Origin of the sequence: Candidatus Flexicrinis affinis (assembly GCA_016716525.1) — a bacterium.
In the GTDB taxonomy this organism is placed as follows: Bacteria; Chloroflexota; Anaerolineae; order Aggregatilineales; family Phototrophicaceae; genus Flexicrinis; species Flexicrinis affinis.
In genome coordinates this window covers 1702145-1720822 of record JADJWE010000001.1, presented here as the reverse complement: position 1 = coordinate 1720822, position 18678 = coordinate 1702145, and the positions used below count along the sequence as shown (strand labels likewise).

Here is an 18678-nt window from a genome sequence, read left to right as displayed (position 1 = left end):
CGCACCGCCGTATGCCGGGGTGAGGGTTGAGACCATGAGCTTAAGCGGAAGACTGCGCGGAATGACCCGATCCGCCATCGAGCTGGACTTCGATTTGTACCGGTCGTCGGTGGACATCCCCGAAATTAACCGTGCTTCGTTGAGCGTGATCGACGTTCAGCCCGAAGGGGTCGAGTCGACGCTGCTGTTCGTCCACGGCTACGCGGGATGCGCCGATACGTGGGAGTACCAGATCAACCACTTCGCCAAGTCGTATCGCGTCGTCGCGCCCGACTTGCGCGGGCACGGCAACAGCGATGCCCCGTATACGCAGTACACGATGGCGGAAATGGTCAGCGACCTGAAGGCGGTTGTAGACCAGCTTCGACTGCCGCCGCGGTTCGTGGTGGTGGGGCACTCGTTTGGGGGCTCGATCTGCGTCGAGTTTGCGAATGCGTTTCCCGAACGCGTCGCGAAGCTCGTTCTGATCGCCACGGCAGGGGAATACCCTTTGCCACGGGCCGCGGCGATGTTGTTTCGACTGCCGAATTGGGTTTATCGGCCGGTATGGCGCTGGCGGCCGCGCTGGAACGCGGACATCCACGTCATGAAGCGCATGTTCCTCAACAATATGCGGCGCTGGCGCGGTTGGCCGCTGCTACGAAATCTGGCGTGCGAAACGTTGGTCATCACCGGCGCGCGCGACAACTTCTTTCCGCGCTTTGTGTTTGACGACATTGGGCGCATGATTCCAAATTCGGAAGTCGTCGACATTGGCACGGCCAAGCACCGCGTGCAGCTCGAACGCCACACCGCTGTCAACCGTGCGATCGACCGATTCATTTCAGACGATGGGCGTAGGTCGTCGTGGCGGGCGACTGGCGAGACGCCGCTTCAGCCGCGACGGCCGTGGCTGAGTAGCTACAGCGCGGGCACGCCGCATTCGGTGCCGATCCCGAAGCAGCCGGTGCACCGGTTCTTGGAAAGCGCCGCGAAGTGGCTTCCCAAGCGTATCGCCGCGATATCGCAGGGCGAGACGCTGACGTACGAGGCGCTCAACGACCAATCGAATCGCTTGGCGCACGCATTGGTCGGGATGGGCGTGGGCAGCGGCGATCGGGTGTGTGTCGTGCTGCCGACCTGCACGCAGTTCATCGTCGCGTACTATGCGATCCTGAAATCTGGCGGGGTTGTCGTCGTGCCGAATCCGGACGCTGGCGGGCCGGAGGTGCAGAACGCGATCATGTCGACACAAGCCAAGGTGCTGGTGTCGCTTTACGAGTTTCTGCCGATGATCGACGCGATTAGGCCGGCCATTCCCGGCGTCACGATTGTGTTGGCTGAACTGGTCAAGCACGAGGTTCCCGCTGAACGGCGGCGCGAAATCCTCAAGAGCGGCGCGTTTCTCGCCGATATCCTGCGCGAAGCGGATGCGGTCGAGCGCGGGCCGGCAATCGACGTCGCTATGGACGACCTCGCCGCGATTGTGTTCACGAGCGGGACGACCAACCGGCCCAAAGGCGTCTGCCTGACTCATCGCAACCTTGTCGCGAACACGATGCAACTTCGGCACTGGGTGCCCGATCTTCAGTACGGGAAGGAAATCCTGCTGGCGGTGCTGCCGCTGTGCCACAGCTACGGGATGACCACTGCGATGAACCTGCCCATCGCGGTCGGCGCGACGATCGTGATGCTCCCGCGCTTCGATGTCGGCAAAGTGCTGGAAGCGATCAAGCGGCACAAACCGACGTTGTTTCCCGGCGTGCCTGCCATGTACACCGCTATTAACCACGCGCCGAACGTACGCAGTTACGGCCTGAATACCATCAAGGCCTGTATCAGTGGAGCGGCGCCGCTGCCGGTTGAGGTGCAAGAAGCATTCGAGAAGCTGACCCGCGGCAGGCTGGTCGAGGGGTATGGTCTGACTGAAGCCTCGCCAAGCACGCACGCCAATCCGCTGTACGGCACGCGCAAGGTCGGATTCATCGGGGTTCCGCTGCCCAACACCGACGCCGACATCGTCGATTTGCGAACCGGCGACGTGCTGCCGGCGGGCCAGATCGGCGAGCTGCGGGTGCGCGGGCCGCAGGTAATGCGCGGGTATTGGGGCGAGGAAGAAGGCGAAGGCGACGACGACGAGTCGGTGCTGCGTGACGGGTGGTTGTATACCGGCGACCTCGCGCTGATGGACGCCGACGGCTACTTTCAGCTCGTAAGCCGGAAGAAGGATACGATCTTCAGCGGCGCATACAGCGTATATCCGCGAGACGTCGAAGAGGTTCTGTACGAGAACAGCAAGGTGCTGGAGGCGGCCGTTGTCGGGGTGACGGTCGAAGGAGACGGTCACGGCGGTCAGCACGTCAAGGCCTACGTTGTCCCTCGTCCGGGTACACGCCTCACCGAAGACGAACTCATCGCGCTGTGCCAGCGTCGGCTTGAACCCCATGCCGTGCCGATTGAGATCGAATTCCGGGACTCGCTGCCGAAGTCGTTCGTAGGCAAAGTGCTGCGCCGGCTGCTGGTCGATCCGAACGATACGGGGGACTCGGTGTGACACGGCCGAAAATCGCGCTTGTGCTTGGGGGCGGAGGAAGCCGCGGTGTAGCGCATATCGGCGTGCTGCAAGTGCTCACCCGGGAGAGCATCCCGATCGACATCATCGTCGGCACCAGCATGGGCGCGATCATCGGTGCGTTATATGCGGCCGGCAACCCGCCTGAACATCTCGCCGAGCGCGTCGGCGAGTTTCAAGGCACACGAGTCTTTTCGAACCCGTTCAGCGCGCGTTCGCGGCAGAATCGCATTGCGGATGTACTGCGGCATCAACTGGGAAGCATCAGGTTCTCTCAGCTTAAAGTCCCGATGGTCGTCACTGCTGTTGACCTTGTGTCCGGTCAAGAAGTCGTAATCGACACCGGCGAGGTCGTGCCGGCACTCGTAGCCTCGGCGGCAGTACCGGGCGCGTTTCCGCCTGTACCCAGCAACGGCATGCAGTTGGCTGACGGCGGCGTGATCGACAGCGTGGCGACGGGCGTTGCCTACGAGCGCGGCTTTTCGTCGCAAGACGGCGGGCGGATTGTTGCCGTCGATGTGTATCCGCCGCTGAACAACGACCACTCCTGGGGCGACCCACTGAGCCAGATCATGGGAATCGGTCTGCCGTTCAATCTGCCTACGCTGCGGTCGGGCAAAGATATGCAGCCCGGTGTCGGCGCGTCGCTGTGGCGCTCGTTCCGCGTACTTGTGTGGTACACGCACGAGACACGGCTCGCCAAGTTCCCGCCCGATGTTTTGATCCGTCCGGACTTGGGCGATGCGGCGTCGCTGAACTTCCGCGATCTCGAGTCGCCGCTGGAGGCCGGGCGCGAGGCCGCAGAGTCCGCCCTTCCCGCTATCAAGAAGCTGCTTGATCCGACCAGCTAGGTCATGTGCCGGGGGTAGACCATTCGCCCGCGCTTACGCTCCGGGGAACAGGGTAAGCTGCTGAGGCGGCCGCCGTCCGTCCAACAGCACGTATGGAGCGAGATCGTCCGGACGCGCAATACCCAGCGCACGGAGCTGTGCGAGGTCGATGATGCGCGTCTGCTGGCGCGCCTTGATCAGTCGATCCACCGCCTTCGGCCCGATATGCGGGACTCGCATGAGGTGTTCGCGGTCGGCGGTCTGAAGATCGATCGGTGCGTTGCGAAGTACGACATCGGCGTATGCGCGCTTTGGATCGACGCTTTCGGGAAGGAATCCGCTGCTGGCGAAACCGAGATCCTCGACGCTCCAGCCGTAATCGCGCAGCAGGAAGCTGGCTTGATACAGCCGGTGCTGGCGCGTCTCGCTAGCCGCGCTCACGTTTTCGAGCGGCGTATCCGAAACCGGCGAGAACGCCGAGTAGTACACGCGGGCCAGTCCAAGTTGCCGATACAGGTTCTCGCTGAGGCTGAGGAGTTCGAGGTCCGTATCTCCCACCGCGCCGACGACGAATTGCGTGACCGTGCTCGCCAACTTGCGGTCAGGATTCGCGGCGCGGATGTCCTGCGCCCAGCGCAGCATTTGCAGCAGTTCGGCGAGGAATTCCTTCTTCGGCGCGAGATCCGCGAGGCGCTGTTCAGTTGGCGCTTCGAGATTGACCGAAACGCGGTCGGCGATCCGCATCATGTGCGCAAGCTGGTCGCGCTCAATTCCGGGCATAACCTTGAGGTGAACATAGCCGCGATAGTTGTACTTTCGGCGGATAATCTGCACGGTGTCGATGAGCTTGTCCTGCGTCGTCACGCTGCCCTTGATGATGCCGGACGACAGGAATAGCCCGTCGACCTTCTTGGCGCGCACCAAGGTATCGAACGCGCCAGCCACCGCGTCCGGCGTGAACGTCACGCGCGCCGTTTTGCCGCGCCCCGCGCGAAACGGGCAGTAAAAGCAGTTCCGTTCACAGGCCGTCGTAACCATCGACTTGAGGACTGGCTTCGGACCGCGCGGCGTCGTCAAGTTCGTGATGCACTCTTCAAGCGAATGCGACTGATAACGCGGCACGCGCTTGCTCTGCGCCGTCGAACTGTCATGCTCGTGGCGCATCATGTCGCCGTGGCTTGCCAGCGACTCCAGAACTTGGGTGGGCTTGGTAAGTTCCATACCTCCATTATATCGAACATGCGTGCTATTCGTCAACGAGTCGTATTGTTGACAGGCACGATGTAACCGGACTCAAACCAGCGGTCGAACTCTGCGGTGGTTACACCGGACTGGGCCGCTTGCTGCCGGCTCACGCCGGTTGGGTGTTGTCTCAGCAGGTTGCCGAGCGCGCCCATGTCGGCATACGTCGCGTTGAAGTCGTGATACACGCCCCGCAGCGCCGGCACGCACCATGGCGCGAGGCGAAATGGCGTGTCGTCGGCTAGGACAGGGTGCCGGTACGTCAAAGGCGTGCTTTGCTCGGCGTTCAAGATGACGTCGACGTATGAGTCGAGCTGGCGCTTCACCCCGTAGTGAGACCGGAGGTAGTCCAACGTACCCTGCGATGTGCGCCGACCAGAACGCAGAATCTCGTCGGTGATCGCGGCCGCGGCCTCGGGATCGTCGTAGTCCACCGTGTCGATCAGGTCGGACGGCAGCAGCTCGCGGTGGGTCGTCACGCGCGCGGCAACCGCCGGCGTCCCACACCCGAGTGACTCGTATACTGAGTTACCAAACGTTTCGGCAAAGCTGCCAAGCGAGAACGATACGTCGCCCAGAGAGTAATACTCCGGCATCAGCGCGGACGGAACCCAGTCGTGAAAGACCACGTGCTCGCTCAGGCCACGGCGGTCGATATCGACCTGTACGCGTGCGTAGAAGTCGAGCAACTCCGGCGTGTTCTGCGATTCGAGCCATTTGGGTGCCAGCACGCGTAGCGTCGTGTGACCGTACTTGTGGACGAGTAGGTCGGCAGTGGCGATCGTCTGCAGCAGTCCCTTCGACTCCTCTGGCCGGTGCGGATGAACGACGATCTTGTGCTTGGAAGGGTCGACCGGAATGACGTTCAAGATTCCGTGCGGCGGCGTTGGCTTGAAGGTGTTCCAGTCGATCCCGTTGTGGATCACGACGATACGTTCGTGCAGCTCGGGAAAGAAACGGCCCATCGTGGCCAGCACGAAGTTTCGCGAATACTCGCTAATCAAGATGAGCCGGTGGCCGCGAAATAGAAAGCCGCCGTGGAGCGTCTCGGGGTACACGTTGTCGCGCAGGCTGACGACGGTTGGGACGCGCTCGTTCAAAAACGGAAACAGCAGTTCGCCGTCGTGGACGTAGAACCGGTCGGCGTCCTGCAAGGCGTCGCCCATGCGCTGGACGACCTGCGCCATGTCATGTCCGCTGATCGCGTAGGGCTGCGGGAATGGCTGCTTGAACGGCAGCACCGGGTGGACCTCGACGTTGGGATGCCACAAGAACTGCGAGTCGCTGCCTTCGATGCGCGTACACATAATCCGTACGCGATGACCCAGTTCACCCAGATGGATCGCTACCGACCGGAGATGTTTCGACGCCCCGCCCGTGATCACGTTGGGGTAGAGCGGATTGACTGAGAACATGGTGATTCGCATGTCGGCGTCCTTGCAAGGCTAACGCGCAATCGTTACTGTAGCCTGTATTGTTGAGCATGACATTTGGAGGAGTTATGGCTCTGCCGAAGATCGACTCGCAGATCACGTTCCTATATACACTCGACCTCGATGCCAGCGCGCATTTCTACGGCACGATCCTCGAGCTTCCTTTGTGGCTCGATCAAGGTGGGTGCAAGATCTATCAGATCAACCAAGCGGCATATGTTGGGGTGTGCCGCGCAGGAACGATCGAAGCCCAGCGCGTGAGCGAACAACCGAACGTGATCTTCACGCTTGTCACCGAAGACGTCGATACGTTCTTTTCGACAATTGCAGAGCGTGGCGCAAAGGTCGAGCAGTGGCCGAAGCTGAATGAGCGCTACCACATCTACAATGGGTTCGTGCGCGATCCAAGCGGTTACCTGATTGAAATTCAGCGATTTCTTCCGCGTGAATAGATGAGTGTTCACTGCACATTTCACCCACGATCATGCATCACGACTATAATCGCGGCGTACTTCAGTCACGAGCGGCAATGTTCGACCTTCCGTTGTTTCCGTTGAACCTTGTGTTGTTTCCCTTGCAGTCGTTGGCACTGCACATCTTTGAGGAACGCTACAAGGAAATGGTCAATCACTGCATCGCAACGAACTCGCCATTCGGCGTCGTCCTGCTCGAGCAGGGGGCGGCCGAGGAGGGACGGAGCCGTGCAGCAGCCAAGCCGACGATCATGGGCACAACGGCTGCCATTACGCAGGTTCAGTCGCTGCCTGAAGGCCGCATGAACATCATCGTCGTAGGCCGCGAGCGGTTTCGAGTCAACGAGTTCAAGTACGACCAGTCATATTTGGTGGGTACGGTTGAGTCCGCGCCGATGCTCAACCCCGGGCAGTACGTCCGTCAGGACTCAATCGACGGCCTCCACCGCTGTATCGCCCGCTATCTCAAGGTATTGGAGAATGCCGGCCGAATTCAGCCCGGCTCGCGCAAGCTCCCCAGTGATCCGTTGACGCTGTGCAGCTTGGCCGCCGTCATGCTCCACGACATCAACGTCGCGCAGCGGCAGGCCCTGCTCGAAGCCGACAATTTGCAGGTGATGATGGACGACCTGCGCGGCCTGTACCGGCGTGAGATCGTTCTCCTCGAAGCGATGTTGGCAGAGCCGCAGGACGACCACCTCGGCCCGTTTTCCCCGAGCTAAGGCAGCCATGATTGTAAGATTTGCGATCGTTCTCGCGTCTAGTATGAATTGAATTTCTCTCAATGTTTGAATCGAGCATGAACGTCCTGGAACCACAATTGGAGACCGGCTTGAAGATCGAAGTGCACACGACGGCCGAGGCTTTCACGCAGCTTGAGTCCGAATGGAACACGCTGTTGAAGCAGAGCCCCACCGATACCGTGTTCCTGACGTGGGAATGGCAGTCGTTGTGGTGGGACGCGTACCAAACCGGGGACCTGCTCCTCGCGACCATGCGTGACGACGGCGGCAGACTGGTGGGCATCGCACCGTGGTTTATCGAGGTGGGCGAGGGCGGTGAACGTGTCGTCCGCGGCATTGGCTGCGTTGACGTGACCGACTACGTCGACATGATCTATCTACCGGAGTTCGCTTCACGGGTCTTTGACGCCGGGGCACAGGTCCTGCGCGAACATGCCGAACGTTTCGACCGGATCAATATCTGTAATATCCATGAAGGATCGGCGACGATTGCCGGCCTGAGTGCGGCGCTTCGTTCCTGCGGGTTCGACGTCGAGCAGACGTTTCAAGAAGTCTGTCCGGTCATTCGCTTGAGCGGTACGTTTGAGAACTACATCGAAAAGCTGGACAAGAAGAATCGCCACGAACTTCGGCGTAAGATGCGCATCGCCTACGGATCCCCCGATCTCGATTGGCACATCGTCACGCCAGACGACGATCTCGACAGTGCGACCGACAACTTCCTTGCATTGATGGCGGACAGCACGCAGGAGAAGGCACTCTTTCTCGAAAACCCGTATCACGTACGCTTCTTCCGCTCAGTACTACCGGCGATGCAGCGCAACGGCTGGCTTCAGCTATCGTTTCTCACCCTTGCGGGAGAGCCGACCGCCGCGTACGTCAATTTCGTCTACAATGGTCGTGTGATGGTTTACAACTCGGGAATCTCGGTGAGCCATGGCCACCTCAGCCCCGGAATTGTCCTGCTGGCCTATCTCATCCAGCATGCGACCGAGCAGGGGTATACCGAGTTTGACTTTTTGCGCGGTAATGAAGATTACAAGTATCGCATGGGCGGCGTTGACGAGACGTTGTACATGCTGAAGGCGGTCCTGCCGAAATGACCCCCGCGAAACCGATTGAGTCGGTCGCCATTATCTCGATGCACACCAGCCCGCTCGCGGTCCTCGGCGGGTACAAGACGGGTGGCATGAATGTCTACGTGCGCGAACTCTCGCGCGAGTTGGGAAGGCGTGGGGTTCAGGTTGACGTGTTTACGCGTCGTGAGTCGGCCAGTCAGCCCGAGGTCGATACGAGTCTGGGGGCTACCGTTCGAGTCATTCGGCTTCGCGCCGGTGGCTACGGCACGGCCGACCCGTCCAGCTTGATCGGCGCGACGCAGGAATTCGCGGCAGGCATCCACAAGTATGCCACGCTCAACAACCGCACGTACGACGTGATGTATGCGCACTACTGGCTGAGCGGGTTGGTGGCCGACGTGCTGCGGCGCAGTTGGGACGTCCCGTGGGTTCAGATGTTCCACACCCTTGGCGCGATGAAGAATCGTATCGCCAATCAGCCGATGATCGATCCACGTGTGATGGCCGAGATGCAGATCGTGCGCCACGCCGACCGGGTCATCGCGGCGACGCAGGCAGAACACCATCAACTGCTGTGGCTGTATCGCGTGGATCGGCGCAAAGTGTCGATTGTGCCGCCGGGAGTTGATACGTCGCAGTTTAAGCCGATGAATCGGGACGTCGCGCGTGCGTCGGTCGGGCTGTGCGACGGCGAGAAGATGCTGCTGTTCGTCGGACGTCTAGAGCCGTTGAAGGCTGTCGACATTCTGCTGCGGGCGTTGCACGAATTGCACACAGTGGAGCCTAGCGTTCTCGCGGGAGTACGGCTTATGGTCGTGGGTGGCGAGGCGGGCAACCCGGAGCGCACGCGGCTGTGCAGCCTTGCCGAACAGCTCGGCGTGGACGGTTACGTTCAGTTCGCCGGAAGCAAAGAACATGCGTCGCTGCCGGTGTTCTACGCCGCTGCCGAAGCGTTGATCATGCCTTCGGATTACGAGTCTTTCGGTATGGTGGCTCTGGAGGCGATGGCGAGCGGCACGCCTGTGATCGCATCGGCGGTCGGCGGGCTGCAGTACCTGATACGTGACGGCGAGACAGGGTTCCTCGTTCCGGTGCGCGATCCAGAGTCGCTTGCCGAACGCATTCGCCAAATGCTGATCGACCCGAACCTACGCGATACCCTCGCGCGCGCCGCGGCCGACCGCGCCGTGCAGTACGACTGGAAGCTCGTCGTGGATCAGGTTATCGAGGTCTTCGAGCGTGCCGCTCGCGGCGGACGCAGGCATCTGAACGTATAGTGCGACAACACGAAAGAGGCGCGGATGATGTCCGCGCCCCTTGATTCTACACGCCAATCTCGCGGAAGTTCAGCCGCCGTATGCGTTTGGAATGTCCGCAACGACCGTGGCGATATAAGGTTCGCGGGCTGTCACGTCGCTGACCAAGTCGTCGTCCGCGACGGTCTGCCCTTTGTGGTACAGCACGTCGTTGAAGCCGTCGTACAGATAACGCCGATTGACCCAACCGTACAGGTTGTGCTGAAACAGCACGTTGAACTGGATGGACTCATCGGAGGGAACCAGCTTCTCGTCGATGATCCACACCGGAGCATACTGGAGTAGGTGCGCGCGAACCTTCGCGTCGCGTTTGGTGAAGAGCCGGTCGGCCGCCATGAGCGTTCCCCACAGTGCGATAAATCGTCAACCTAAGGCTGGGATTGTACCTTCGCTGGCGCGCCGCTGACAAGTGAGAGGCCGCGGCCAATCCAGCGGACCATCGTATTCCACCCGTCAAGCGAGCGTCAGGGACGGTGTGATACGCTAGTTGTGAGCAACGACAACAATTTGCTAGGAGGCCGTATGCGCCGCTTCAAGTTTTTCCTCGCCGCTGTCGCATTGATCGTGCTCAGCGCAGCGATGGTGCCGACCGCATCAGCTCAGAACACTGCCACGTGGAAAGCACAGTTCTACAACAACCTCTTCCTTTCCGGTTTCAATCCCGCCTTTGAGACCACCTATACCAACGGGCTGAGTGTCGATTGGGGCGCTGGATCGCCCGATGCGTCCATTCAGGCCGACAACTTCTCTGCACGGTTCTCGACCGACGTATTCTTCAACCAGAGTACGTACCGGTTCAGCATTCGCGCAGACGACGAGTTCCAATTGCGTGTCAACGACAACATCGTGCTGACGACGCTGAATGCGGGTCAACCGAATAACGTTCTGACGATTGACCTCAACCTCAGCGGCGCCACCAAGCTGCAAGTGGACTATCGCGAACGGACCGGAGGCGCGTCTATTTCACTGACGTGGGCTGACCTCAACGTCGTCGAGCAGCCGGTGCCAACCGGCACGTGGCTGGCCGAATACTTCCCGAATACGTCGTTGGCGCAGCCGGCCGCGGCCATCTTCAATGAGGCAAGCCCGGCACACAACTGGGGCTTCGCTGCCCCGGTGCCGAACATGCCCGCCGAGTACTGGTCGGCGCGTTGGCGCACCTCGCAGGTATTCGCGGAAGGCACTTACCGCTTCCGCGCTAAGGTCGATGACGGTGTGCGCGTTTTCGTCGACAACGTGGCGATCATCGACCGGTTTGTCGAGTCTCCGGGCGCCGAGTACATCGTGGACTACGCGATTGCTGCCGGAACACGTGTGATCACTGTGGAGTACCTCGAGCTGTACAACAATGCGTTCATCGAGTTCTCGATCACGCAGTTGACGTCGACTGGCGGTCAACAGCCCCCGGCAGGCTCGCCAACCGCAACCGTGCGCGCATTCGTGCTCAACGTGCGCAGCGCACCGTCGGCTGCCAATACGCTCGTGCTGCAAAAGATTGAGCTTGGTGAGACCTATCCAGTTCTCGGGCGCAACGCTGCAGGCTCGTGGTTCAAGATCGACACGGGTGAGGTGCAGGGCTGGGTCAGCGCCGCGTGGGTGACAACCGCAAACGTGTCCGGCGTTCCCGTGCTCTCTGAATCGACCGAGACCGGCCTCCCGACCGGCGCTGTCCTCGTCGAGACATCAGGCGTGCGACTGAACTTCCGCACCGGTCCGTCGACGGATACCGCCAGCCTCGGGCTGATCGCGCCGTTCTCGACACTCAAGGTACTGGGTCGTAATGCGGATGCGTCGTGGCTGCAGGTCGAGTACGCCGGTCAGGTCGGCTGGGTCGCGTTCGCGTTCGTCACGGCGACCACACCGGTGAACTTCTTCACGCTGCCAGTGACTGGCTAAACCAGGGGTTTGAAGCGCGCCGGCACGCAGAACAACGCGTGCCGGCGCGTTGATTTTGGAACGTCTGAGGTTCGCGATTCGTCGTAAACTCAGAAGAGACGAATGTGCTGCTTACCCAATCACGGAGTGTGACACTATGACTCGCAAGTTTATCGTTACGGTTGGTGTGCTCATCGCCGTACTGATGTCTGTCGCGGGAATCGCCGCCGCGCAGGCTACCGAAGAACCGCCGAAAGAAGCTCAGGCCGAACGCACGGCACTCACTGAAGGCACGATCACCGCGTTTCTTGAGGGGACCTCGACATTCCCGTTCTCGGCAGAACTCGGCGAGGTGATCGTCTTCAGCCTGAATTCGGACGCGTTCGACCCGTATCTCGAAATTCTCAACGCGGACGGCGACTCAATTGCCAGCGACGATGACTCGGGGCCGAGCACCAATTCCCTGCTGGTCTTTACCGCGCCAGAGAACGGCGAGTACTCCGTTCTCGTGCGCCCGTTCTCGGAGGGCGCGACGGGTGACTTCTCGCTGAGCATGGTCAAGACCATCTCGGCGATTTCGGAGGGCGCACCGGATTCTGTCCAACTGAGCGATTCCACACCGGTGGTGCGCGCGCTGACCGCGACCAGTGAAGCCTATTCGATCGCCCTGAGCGGCGACGAAGCTTTCGACGCGGCGATGGCGCTGTTCGATCCCGACGGCTACGTCGTCGACCAGACCGAATCATTCCAGGTTCAGGTCTTGCAGCTGCCCAAGACGATGCTGGAAGTCGACCGGCTCTACTATCTCGTGGTTGTCCCGTACGCGGGGCAGGACGTGTCGCTGACTCTCGAGGTAACGCCGGCCGAGTTTCTGACCTTGAGCGCTGAACCTCAGCCGATCGAGTTCCTCGCCGACCAGTACGAAGACGCCGTTCTCATCAACGTCACCGAGGGTGAACGCTATCTGCTGACCGTGTCTGCCGACTATCCGGTGTCGCTTAGCGCATCGATCGACGGGTACGAAATCGACACGTATGCCAGCCTGTCACTGTCCGGGGCAGAGGGCGGCAGCATCATCTTTACGGCCGGCGGAACGGGAACGACGTTTGTCCGGATCAACAACAACTCGTACTACGAAGGCGACAGCATGACGGTCTACCTGTCCATTCGCCCAATGGAGTAAGTCCAATGCGCTTGACAAATGCGTTGGGCACGTTATCCTAGCGCGTTATGTTGAGCGAAATGCGTTTCCGCGTGCGGCGAGGCCTGCGATCCCATTCCTTCCGGGTTCGGTTCGTTTGATGCTGCCGGCACGTGGTGATGCACCACATGATCAGGTCACACAGGCCCCGAACCATGGTGTTCGGGGTCTTTTTAGTTCTCAGGAGAGACGGGCATGAAGGACAGCGGCATCAAGAAGGCGGTACTGGCGTACAGCGGCGGCTTGGATACGTCGGTTGCCGTCCACTGGATCAAGCAGAACTACGGCTGTGAGGTCGTGTGCTTCTGCGCGGACATCGGACAAGAGGAAGAACTCGACGGCCTTGAGGCGAAGGCGGTAGCCAGCGGCGCGAGCAAGCTGTATATCCGCGACCTGCGCGAAGAATTCTTGCGCGATTTCGTGTTCCCGACGATGCAGGCTGGCGCCGTCTACGAACGCGAGTATTTGCTCGGGACGTCCTTCGCGCGCCCGCTGATCGCCAAGCACCTCGTCGAAATCGCCGAATTGGAAGGGGCCGACGCCATTGCGCACGGCTGCACCGGCAAGGGCAATGATCAAGTGCGGTTCGAGCTGACCGCGATGGCGCTCAACCCGAAACTTAAAGTCATCGCCCCGTGGCGTGAGTGGGACATCCGCAGCCGCGAGGACGCGATTGCCTACGCGGCCGAGTTCAACATCCCGGTCACTGCGACGACCAAGTCGATCTACAGCCGCGACCGCAACCTCTTCCATCTCAGCCACGAGGGCGGGCCGCTGGAGAATCCGTGGAACAGCCCTGAGACGTCCATGTTTCAACTGTCGGTTGCCCCTGAGAGCGCACCGAACGAAGGCGTGGAGATCGAGATTGGCTTCGAGCAGGGCAACCCGGTCAGCTTCAACGGTGCGGAGATGAACCCGGTCGACCTGTTTGTCGCGCTTAACCGCTTGGCCGGCGCGCACGGAGTCGGGCGCATCGATATTGTCGAGAACCGGTTGGTGGGGATGAAATCGCGCGGCGTGTACGAGACGCCCGGCGGCACCGTGATCTACAAGGCCCATCAGGCGCTCGAGTCGATCTGCCTCGACAAGCACATCATGCACTACAAGGACTTTCTCGCGGTCAAATATGCGGAGCTGGTGTACAACGGCATGTGGTACACGCGTTTGCGCGAGGCGCTCGATGCGTTCGTGGCCGTCACGCAGCAGCCCGTGACCGGGGTCGTTCGGCTCAAGCTGTACAAAGGCAACGTGATCGTCCTTGGCCGCCGCAGCCAATACAGCCTGTATCGCGAGGATTACGCCTCGTTCGGCGAGGAAGACGTGTACGATCAGAAGGATGCCGAGGGCTTTATCCAACTGTTCGGCCTGCCGATGAAGGTGGAGGCGATGCTGGCACTGGAGGGCGGCGGTCAGAGCCGCTATCGCAAGCCGGATTACAGCAAGTTCAAGCGGGATTAGGTATCAGGAGTCAGTTGTCAGCCTCTGGAGCGACGACCGTTGTGTCGTCCGCCGCAGTCTGAATTCTGAGAACTGGCTCCTGCCAACTGGTAACTCAATGAGGTGTTCCTATGACTCTGTGGGGCGGCGCGTTCAACGAGCCGACAGACGGCGATCTTCGACTGCTTAACGATAGCCTGCCGTTCGATCAACGCATGGCAGCTGAGGATATCCGCGGCAGCATTGCCTGGGCGAATGGACTGGCGCGCGCAGGCGTCATCTCAAGCGCCGAGGCCGAAACACTCGTCGGCGGGCTGAACGAGGTCGCGCGCGAGTTCGCGTCAAGCACGTTCGTTTTCGCCGACAGTGACGAGGACATCCACACGGCAGTCGAGCGCCGGTTGACCGAACTTGTCGGGCCGGTGGGCGGCAAGCTGCACACAGGCCGCAGCCGCAACGATCAGGTCGCTACCGACTTCCGGCTTTGGGCGCGCGGCGCGGCGACCGAGCTGCTTGGGGCCATTCGGCAGCTCATGCGCGCGTTAGCGGAACGTGCCCGCGAACACGCCGACACCGTGATGCCCGGTTTCACGCACCTGCAGCCCGCGCAGCCAATTACCGCGGGGCACTGGCTGATGAGCCTGTTCTGGATGCTAGAACGCGACACGCAGCGGCTGAACGACGCGATTTCGCGCATCGACGTGCTGCCTTTGGGAAGCGGGGCGCTGGCGGGCGTCCCGTTCCCGATTGACCGCAGTGCGCTTGCGGCGGAACTTGGCTTCTCGTCAGTGAGTCAGAACAGCCTCGATGCGGTCAGCGACCGGGACTTCGTGGCAGAGCTACTGTTTGCGTGTGCGATGGTAGGTACGCACCTGAGCCGCCTTGCAGAAGACGTGATCCTGTTCAGCAATCCGGCATTCGGCTACGTGACGCTGGCCGACCGGTACAGCACGGGTTCGAGCCTGATGCCGCAGAAACGGAACGCCGATCCGATGGAACTGACACGTGGCAAGGTTGGCCGGCTTGTCGGCAATCTGACGGGCGTGCTGACGACACTCAAAGGCTTGCCCACCGGCTACAACAAAGACCTGCAAGAGGATAAGGAACCGTTGTTCGACACGGTAGACACGCTTGGTCAACTGCTGCCTGTGGTGACCGGCGTCGTCCGAACGTTGACGTTCCATCCCGACCGCATGCGCGCCGGCCTTGTCGCCGAGATGCTCGCGACCGATTTGGCCGAATATCTCGTGCGCAAGGGCATGCCGTTCCGCGAGGCCCATCACGCTGCCGGTCGGACGGTGCGTCTGTCGCGCGAACGGGGCGTTTCGCTCAACCAGTTGTCGGTCGGCGACCTGCGTGGGCTGTCGGACCTGATCGCCGACGACGTCATGGACGTGTTCGACTACGACGCCTCGGCCCGATCTCGGAACGCGCCCGGCGGTACGGCGCCCGACAGTGTTCGGGCGCAGGTAGCCGCGGGTTTGGCGCTGCTCGCGGACTAGACGATGCTTCGGAATGCGGCTGGTTGGATCCTCGACCTGCTGTATCCACCGACCTGTGCGCATTGCCGCCGGGTCGGCGCGGCATGGTGCGAAACCTGCCAGCGCATGCTCGACTCCATGCCCGGCAAGAACCTTACCCGATGGCTAACGCCGGACCTGCGGGCAGTGGCAGCGCACGCATACGACGGCGTAATGCGGGATGCCGTGGTTGCGTTCAAGTTTCAGCGGGCGACGGAGCTTGCGGACTCGCTGGCAGGGCATATCGCGGTAGCGATCGAAAAAGCCGGGTTAGGCCGCAGCGCGATCGTGCCGGTGCCCTCGCATACCGCCCGCGTGCGCTGGCGCGGCTATGATCATACGGCGCTGTTGGCCGAAGCGCTCGCTGACCATACCGGTCTACCCTACGTACACGCGCTTGAGCGAAGCGTTTGGCACGGGCCGCAAGTCGGACGGGATGCAGCAGAGCGGCATCGGGCTGTTCAGGGGGCGTTCGTGTGCTCCGCAGACCCCGTGCCGGCCGCGGCGATCCTCGTCGATGATGTCGTCACGACAGGAGCCACGATGATCGCGTGCGCCGATACGCTGCGCGCAGCGGGTGCAGCGAGCGTGGTTTGCGCGGCAGTCTGTTTCGCCTGAACGATCAGTCGCCCGGATACGTTACGCCCCACTGTCTGCGCAAGTCGTCCATGATGCGGGCGATTGTAAGCGTATCGTCGTGCGACATCAGGGGCGACTCGACGTGACCTTCGCGCAAGCAGCGGTGCACCTCTTCGAGTTCATGCTGGTAGCCCCAATTCTGCCGCGGGATTGCGTAGTGTTGCTCGTTGTCGTCAATCACCGTCGTCAGCTCGTCCGGACGCCAAAACGGCTCGTGCAGACGAGCTCGGCCCTTGGTCCCGTAGATTCGTGCAGCGTTGGATAGCTGTGTGCGGAGCGCGCAGGTGATGTTCGCGACTGCTCCCGACGGGAAACCCAGTACGATGGCCGACTGCTCGTCCACGTTGGTTGCGCTAAGCTGAGCGAAGCCGGTCACCCGATCCGGCGTGCCCAACAGCTTGACCACGAGGGCCAGCGCATAGACCCCGAGATCGAGCAGCGCGCCGCCGCCTTGTGCTGGATCGAATAGGCGACTGGCAGGATCGAATTGCGCGCGGAAGCCGAACTCGGCGCTGATCGCGCGAATCTCGCCAAGCGCCCCCGTCCACGCCAGATCGTACAGCTTGCGGTGGGCTGGAATAAAGCGCGACCAGATCGCTTCCATCACGAAGAGGTTGTGGCGCTCGGCATAGTCGATCATCTCCTGCGCCTGACGGGTGTTCAGCGCAAACGGTTTCTCGCACAGTACCGGTTTCCCTGCCCGCAGGCAAGCCATGGTGTTCTGGTAGTGCATGTGGTTGGGCGTTGCGACGTAGATCACGTCGACATTCGGGTCGCGGACCAGATCGTCGTAGCTGCCGTATGCGTTCGGCACGTTGAATTCCTTCGCGAACGTGCTTGCGTTGGCCTGCGATCTGCTGCCGACGGCAACGACCTCCGCGTCCTCCATAGTGCCAATGTCATGGGCTAGCTTTCGGGCGATCTTTCCGGTTGCCAGAATGCCCCAGCGGATCGGCGTCACAATAATCTCCTTACGGAACTGAGACAACGGTTGTTTTTGACGTCGGATGCCGATTTTAGCGCATCTCACGACGAGACCATCATGCCACGTTGTCCGCGGACTCGAGTTGAGACGAGCGTCGCGTGCGGTGCAGCCGACGAACCTGCACCAGCAGGACGCCGAAGGCGGCAAGCAGCATGCCGGCGACTTCGCGAACCGACAGCGCATCGCCGAGGAAGACCCACGCAAGCACGCCAACCTGGATCAGCATGGTGCTGTTGATCATGCTCGATTCCATAGCGGAAAGCGTGCGCTGGGTGTGATTCCAGAGCGTGAACGCGAAGGCCGTGTTGATGCCTGCAAGCCAGACGACGATCGCGATTTCTCCAACATCGAGCGCCGGTAGACCTTGCGTGAGAAGTCCGGCAGCGATCAGCACGACCGCGCCGACTCCCATGCTGATCGTGGTGATGAGCAGGGGAGAGAGTGTCGCTGACCGGTTGACAAAGCGACCCAGCACGGCAGCACCGGCATTCGCAAACACTTGGAACGCCGCAACGGCAAGGCCGGTCCCCTGCGTACCGGAGAAGTCCGATCCGGCGAAATACAGCACAATGCCGGCGAAGAACACCGTGAGACCGGCGATTTGTAGGCGTGTCGGGTGCTCGGAAAGCCAGACTGCGCCGATCACCAGCACGACGGCGGATGTGCTGTTCATCATCATGCTGTGGGTGGCAGGTGGTAGATAGTCGAGCGCGACGAACTGCGCGCCTTGTGTGAAGGTATACGCGATCAAGCCGAGCAGGATCAGCCGACGCCAGTCCGCGCGTGTCAGGCGCGTGCTCGCGCTCCGGTGATTCGCGTGCAGCGCCAGCGGGAGAAGAATCACGAACGCCAACCCGTAACGCAGACCGGCGAACGTCAATGAGGGCAGTGTTTCGAGGCCGGTCTTGATGAGAATGACGGAGGTGGACCACAGAAACGTGACGAAGAGCGCTTGCAGCACACTGTGGACGTGCGATGGCATAGCCGTTCCTTTCGGGCGATCACGGATAGAGACGCGAAATCGTCTCCAACCGCACTCCTCCAGGTTTCTAGCCTTTGAGATGCAGACCACGACACGTGGTATTCCGCAGCGCTCGAACCAATCCCGGTGCCATCCCGGCGGAACCCTAGCTGCCTCTGTAGGTTGGACGCCCGATTATAGCAGGTGAAGCGCGGGAAGGTCCCACCAGCCATCCTCAATTGGCGCCTCGACTTGGGCAACCTGCAGCACAAGGCTTGGTCAGGTTAGACGAATTTGCCGCGTGTACGACAGATTTGTTGACAGGTGCCAAAAATATGGTTAGCCTTGTCCCAACTTGTGAACAAATCCACAGGGATCTAGATCATGCGCGAA

General features: G+C 61.1%; 16 protein-coding genes. 11 read left to right on the top strand and 5 right to left on the bottom strand.

Translation table 11 applies throughout. The annotated features are described in order from the left end of the window. The first annotated feature begins 61 nt into the window (after positions 1-61). Entirely contained in the window at positions 62-2533 is a 2472-nt protein-coding gene (locus tag IPM16_07450) for an alpha/beta fold hydrolase (protein MBK9122945.1), read from the top strand. After that, the gene (locus IPM16_07445; GenBank protein ID MBK9122944.1) at positions 2530-3402 is read left to right on the top strand and encodes a patatin-like phospholipase family protein; all 873 of its coding nucleotides are present in this window, start codon (positions 2530-2532) and stop codon (positions 3400-3402) included. Before IPM16_07450 ends, IPM16_07445 begins: the two co-directional genes overlap by 4 nt. 33 nt (positions 3403-3435) lie before the next feature. On the opposite strand, the gene IPM16_07440 is transcribed toward IPM16_07445, so the two are convergent. Then, the gene (locus tag IPM16_07440; GenBank protein ID MBK9122943.1) at positions 3436-4602 is read right to left on the bottom strand and encodes a radical SAM protein; all 1167 of its coding nucleotides are present in this window, start codon (positions 4600-4602) and stop codon (positions 3436-3438) included. Positions 4603-4634: 32 nt separating this feature from the next. Further along, on the bottom strand, positions 4635-6050 hold the full coding sequence (locus IPM16_07435; protein MBK9122942.1) for a glycosyltransferase family 4 protein: 1416 nt from the start codon (positions 6048-6050) through the stop codon (positions 4635-4637). Positions 6051-6124: 74 nt separating this feature from the next. On the opposite strand from IPM16_07435, the gene IPM16_07430 reads away from it, so the two are divergent. The 4 genes from IPM16_07430 to IPM16_07415 all read left to right on the top strand — a co-directional run bounded on the left by IPM16_07430 (position 6125) and on the right by IPM16_07415 (position 9628). Then, complete coding sequence (locus IPM16_07430) at positions 6125-6508, top strand: VOC family protein (GenBank protein MBK9122941.1); 384 nt, start codon at positions 6125-6127, stop codon at positions 6506-6508. 77 nt (positions 6509-6585) lie between these two features. Continuing rightward, on the top strand, positions 6586-7251 hold the full coding sequence (locus IPM16_07425; protein MBK9122940.1) for an LON peptidase substrate-binding domain-containing protein: 666 nt from the start codon (positions 6586-6588) through the stop codon (positions 7249-7251). Between the two features lie 77 nt (positions 7252-7328). Then, complete coding sequence (locus tag IPM16_07420; GenBank protein MBK9122939.1) at positions 7329-8375, top strand: GNAT family N-acetyltransferase; 1047 nt, start codon at positions 7329-7331, stop codon at positions 8373-8375. After that, positions 8372-9628, top strand: a complete 1257-nt coding sequence (locus tag IPM16_07415; protein MBK9122938.1) for a glycosyltransferase — start codon at positions 8372-8374, stop codon at positions 9626-9628. The genes IPM16_07420 and IPM16_07415 overlap by 4 nt, the downstream gene beginning before the upstream one ends. A 69-nt stretch (positions 9629-9697) precedes the next feature. Here IPM16_07415 and IPM16_07410 read toward each other — a convergent pair whose 3' ends face one another. Next, positions 9698-10003, bottom strand: a complete 306-nt coding sequence (locus tag IPM16_07410) for a hypothetical protein (protein ID MBK9122937.1) — start codon at positions 10001-10003, stop codon at positions 9698-9700. Positions 10004-10189: 186 nt separating this feature from the next. Here IPM16_07410 and IPM16_07405 point away from each other — a divergent pair, with 186 nt between their 5' ends. The 5 genes from IPM16_07405 to IPM16_07385 all read left to right on the top strand — a co-directional run bounded on the left by IPM16_07405 (position 10190) and on the right by IPM16_07385 (position 16318). Then, positions 10190-11563: an SH3 domain-containing protein gene (locus IPM16_07405; protein MBK9122936.1), complete on the top strand. Its 1374-nt coding sequence runs from the start codon at positions 10190-10192 to the stop codon at positions 11561-11563. A 136-nt stretch (positions 11564-11699) separates the two neighbouring features. Next, the gene (locus IPM16_07400) at positions 11700-12725 is read left to right on the top strand and encodes a PPC domain-containing protein (protein ID MBK9122935.1); all 1026 of its coding nucleotides are present in this window, start codon (positions 11700-11702) and stop codon (positions 12723-12725) included. A 213-nt stretch (positions 12726-12938) separates the two neighbouring features. Beyond that, entirely contained in the window at positions 12939-14201 is a 1263-nt protein-coding gene (locus IPM16_07395; protein ID MBK9122934.1) for an argininosuccinate synthase, read from the top strand. Between the two features lie 110 nt (positions 14202-14311). Continuing rightward, positions 14312-15682: an argininosuccinate lyase gene (gene argH / locus IPM16_07390; protein ID MBK9122933.1), complete on the top strand. Its 1371-nt coding sequence runs from the start codon at positions 14312-14314 to the stop codon at positions 15680-15682. 3 nt (positions 15683-15685) lie between these two features. Next, positions 15686-16318, top strand: a complete 633-nt coding sequence (locus tag IPM16_07385; GenBank protein MBK9122932.1) for a ComF family protein — start codon at positions 15686-15688, stop codon at positions 16316-16318. Positions 16319-16322: 4 nt separating this feature from the next. On the opposite strand, the gene IPM16_07380 is transcribed toward IPM16_07385, so the two are convergent. Then, positions 16323-17300 carry a Gfo/Idh/MocA family oxidoreductase gene (locus tag IPM16_07380; protein MBK9122931.1) on the bottom strand — a complete coding sequence of 326 codons (978 nt, stop codon included), beginning with the start codon at positions 17298-17300 and terminating at the stop codon, positions 16323-16325. A 79-nt stretch (positions 17301-17379) separates the two neighbouring features. Next, positions 17380-18306 (bottom strand): DMT family transporter, encoded by a 927-nt coding sequence (locus IPM16_07375; protein ID MBK9122930.1) that lies wholly within the window; start codon positions 18304-18306, stop codon positions 17380-17382. Between the last annotated feature and the right edge of the window lie 372 nt (positions 18307-18678).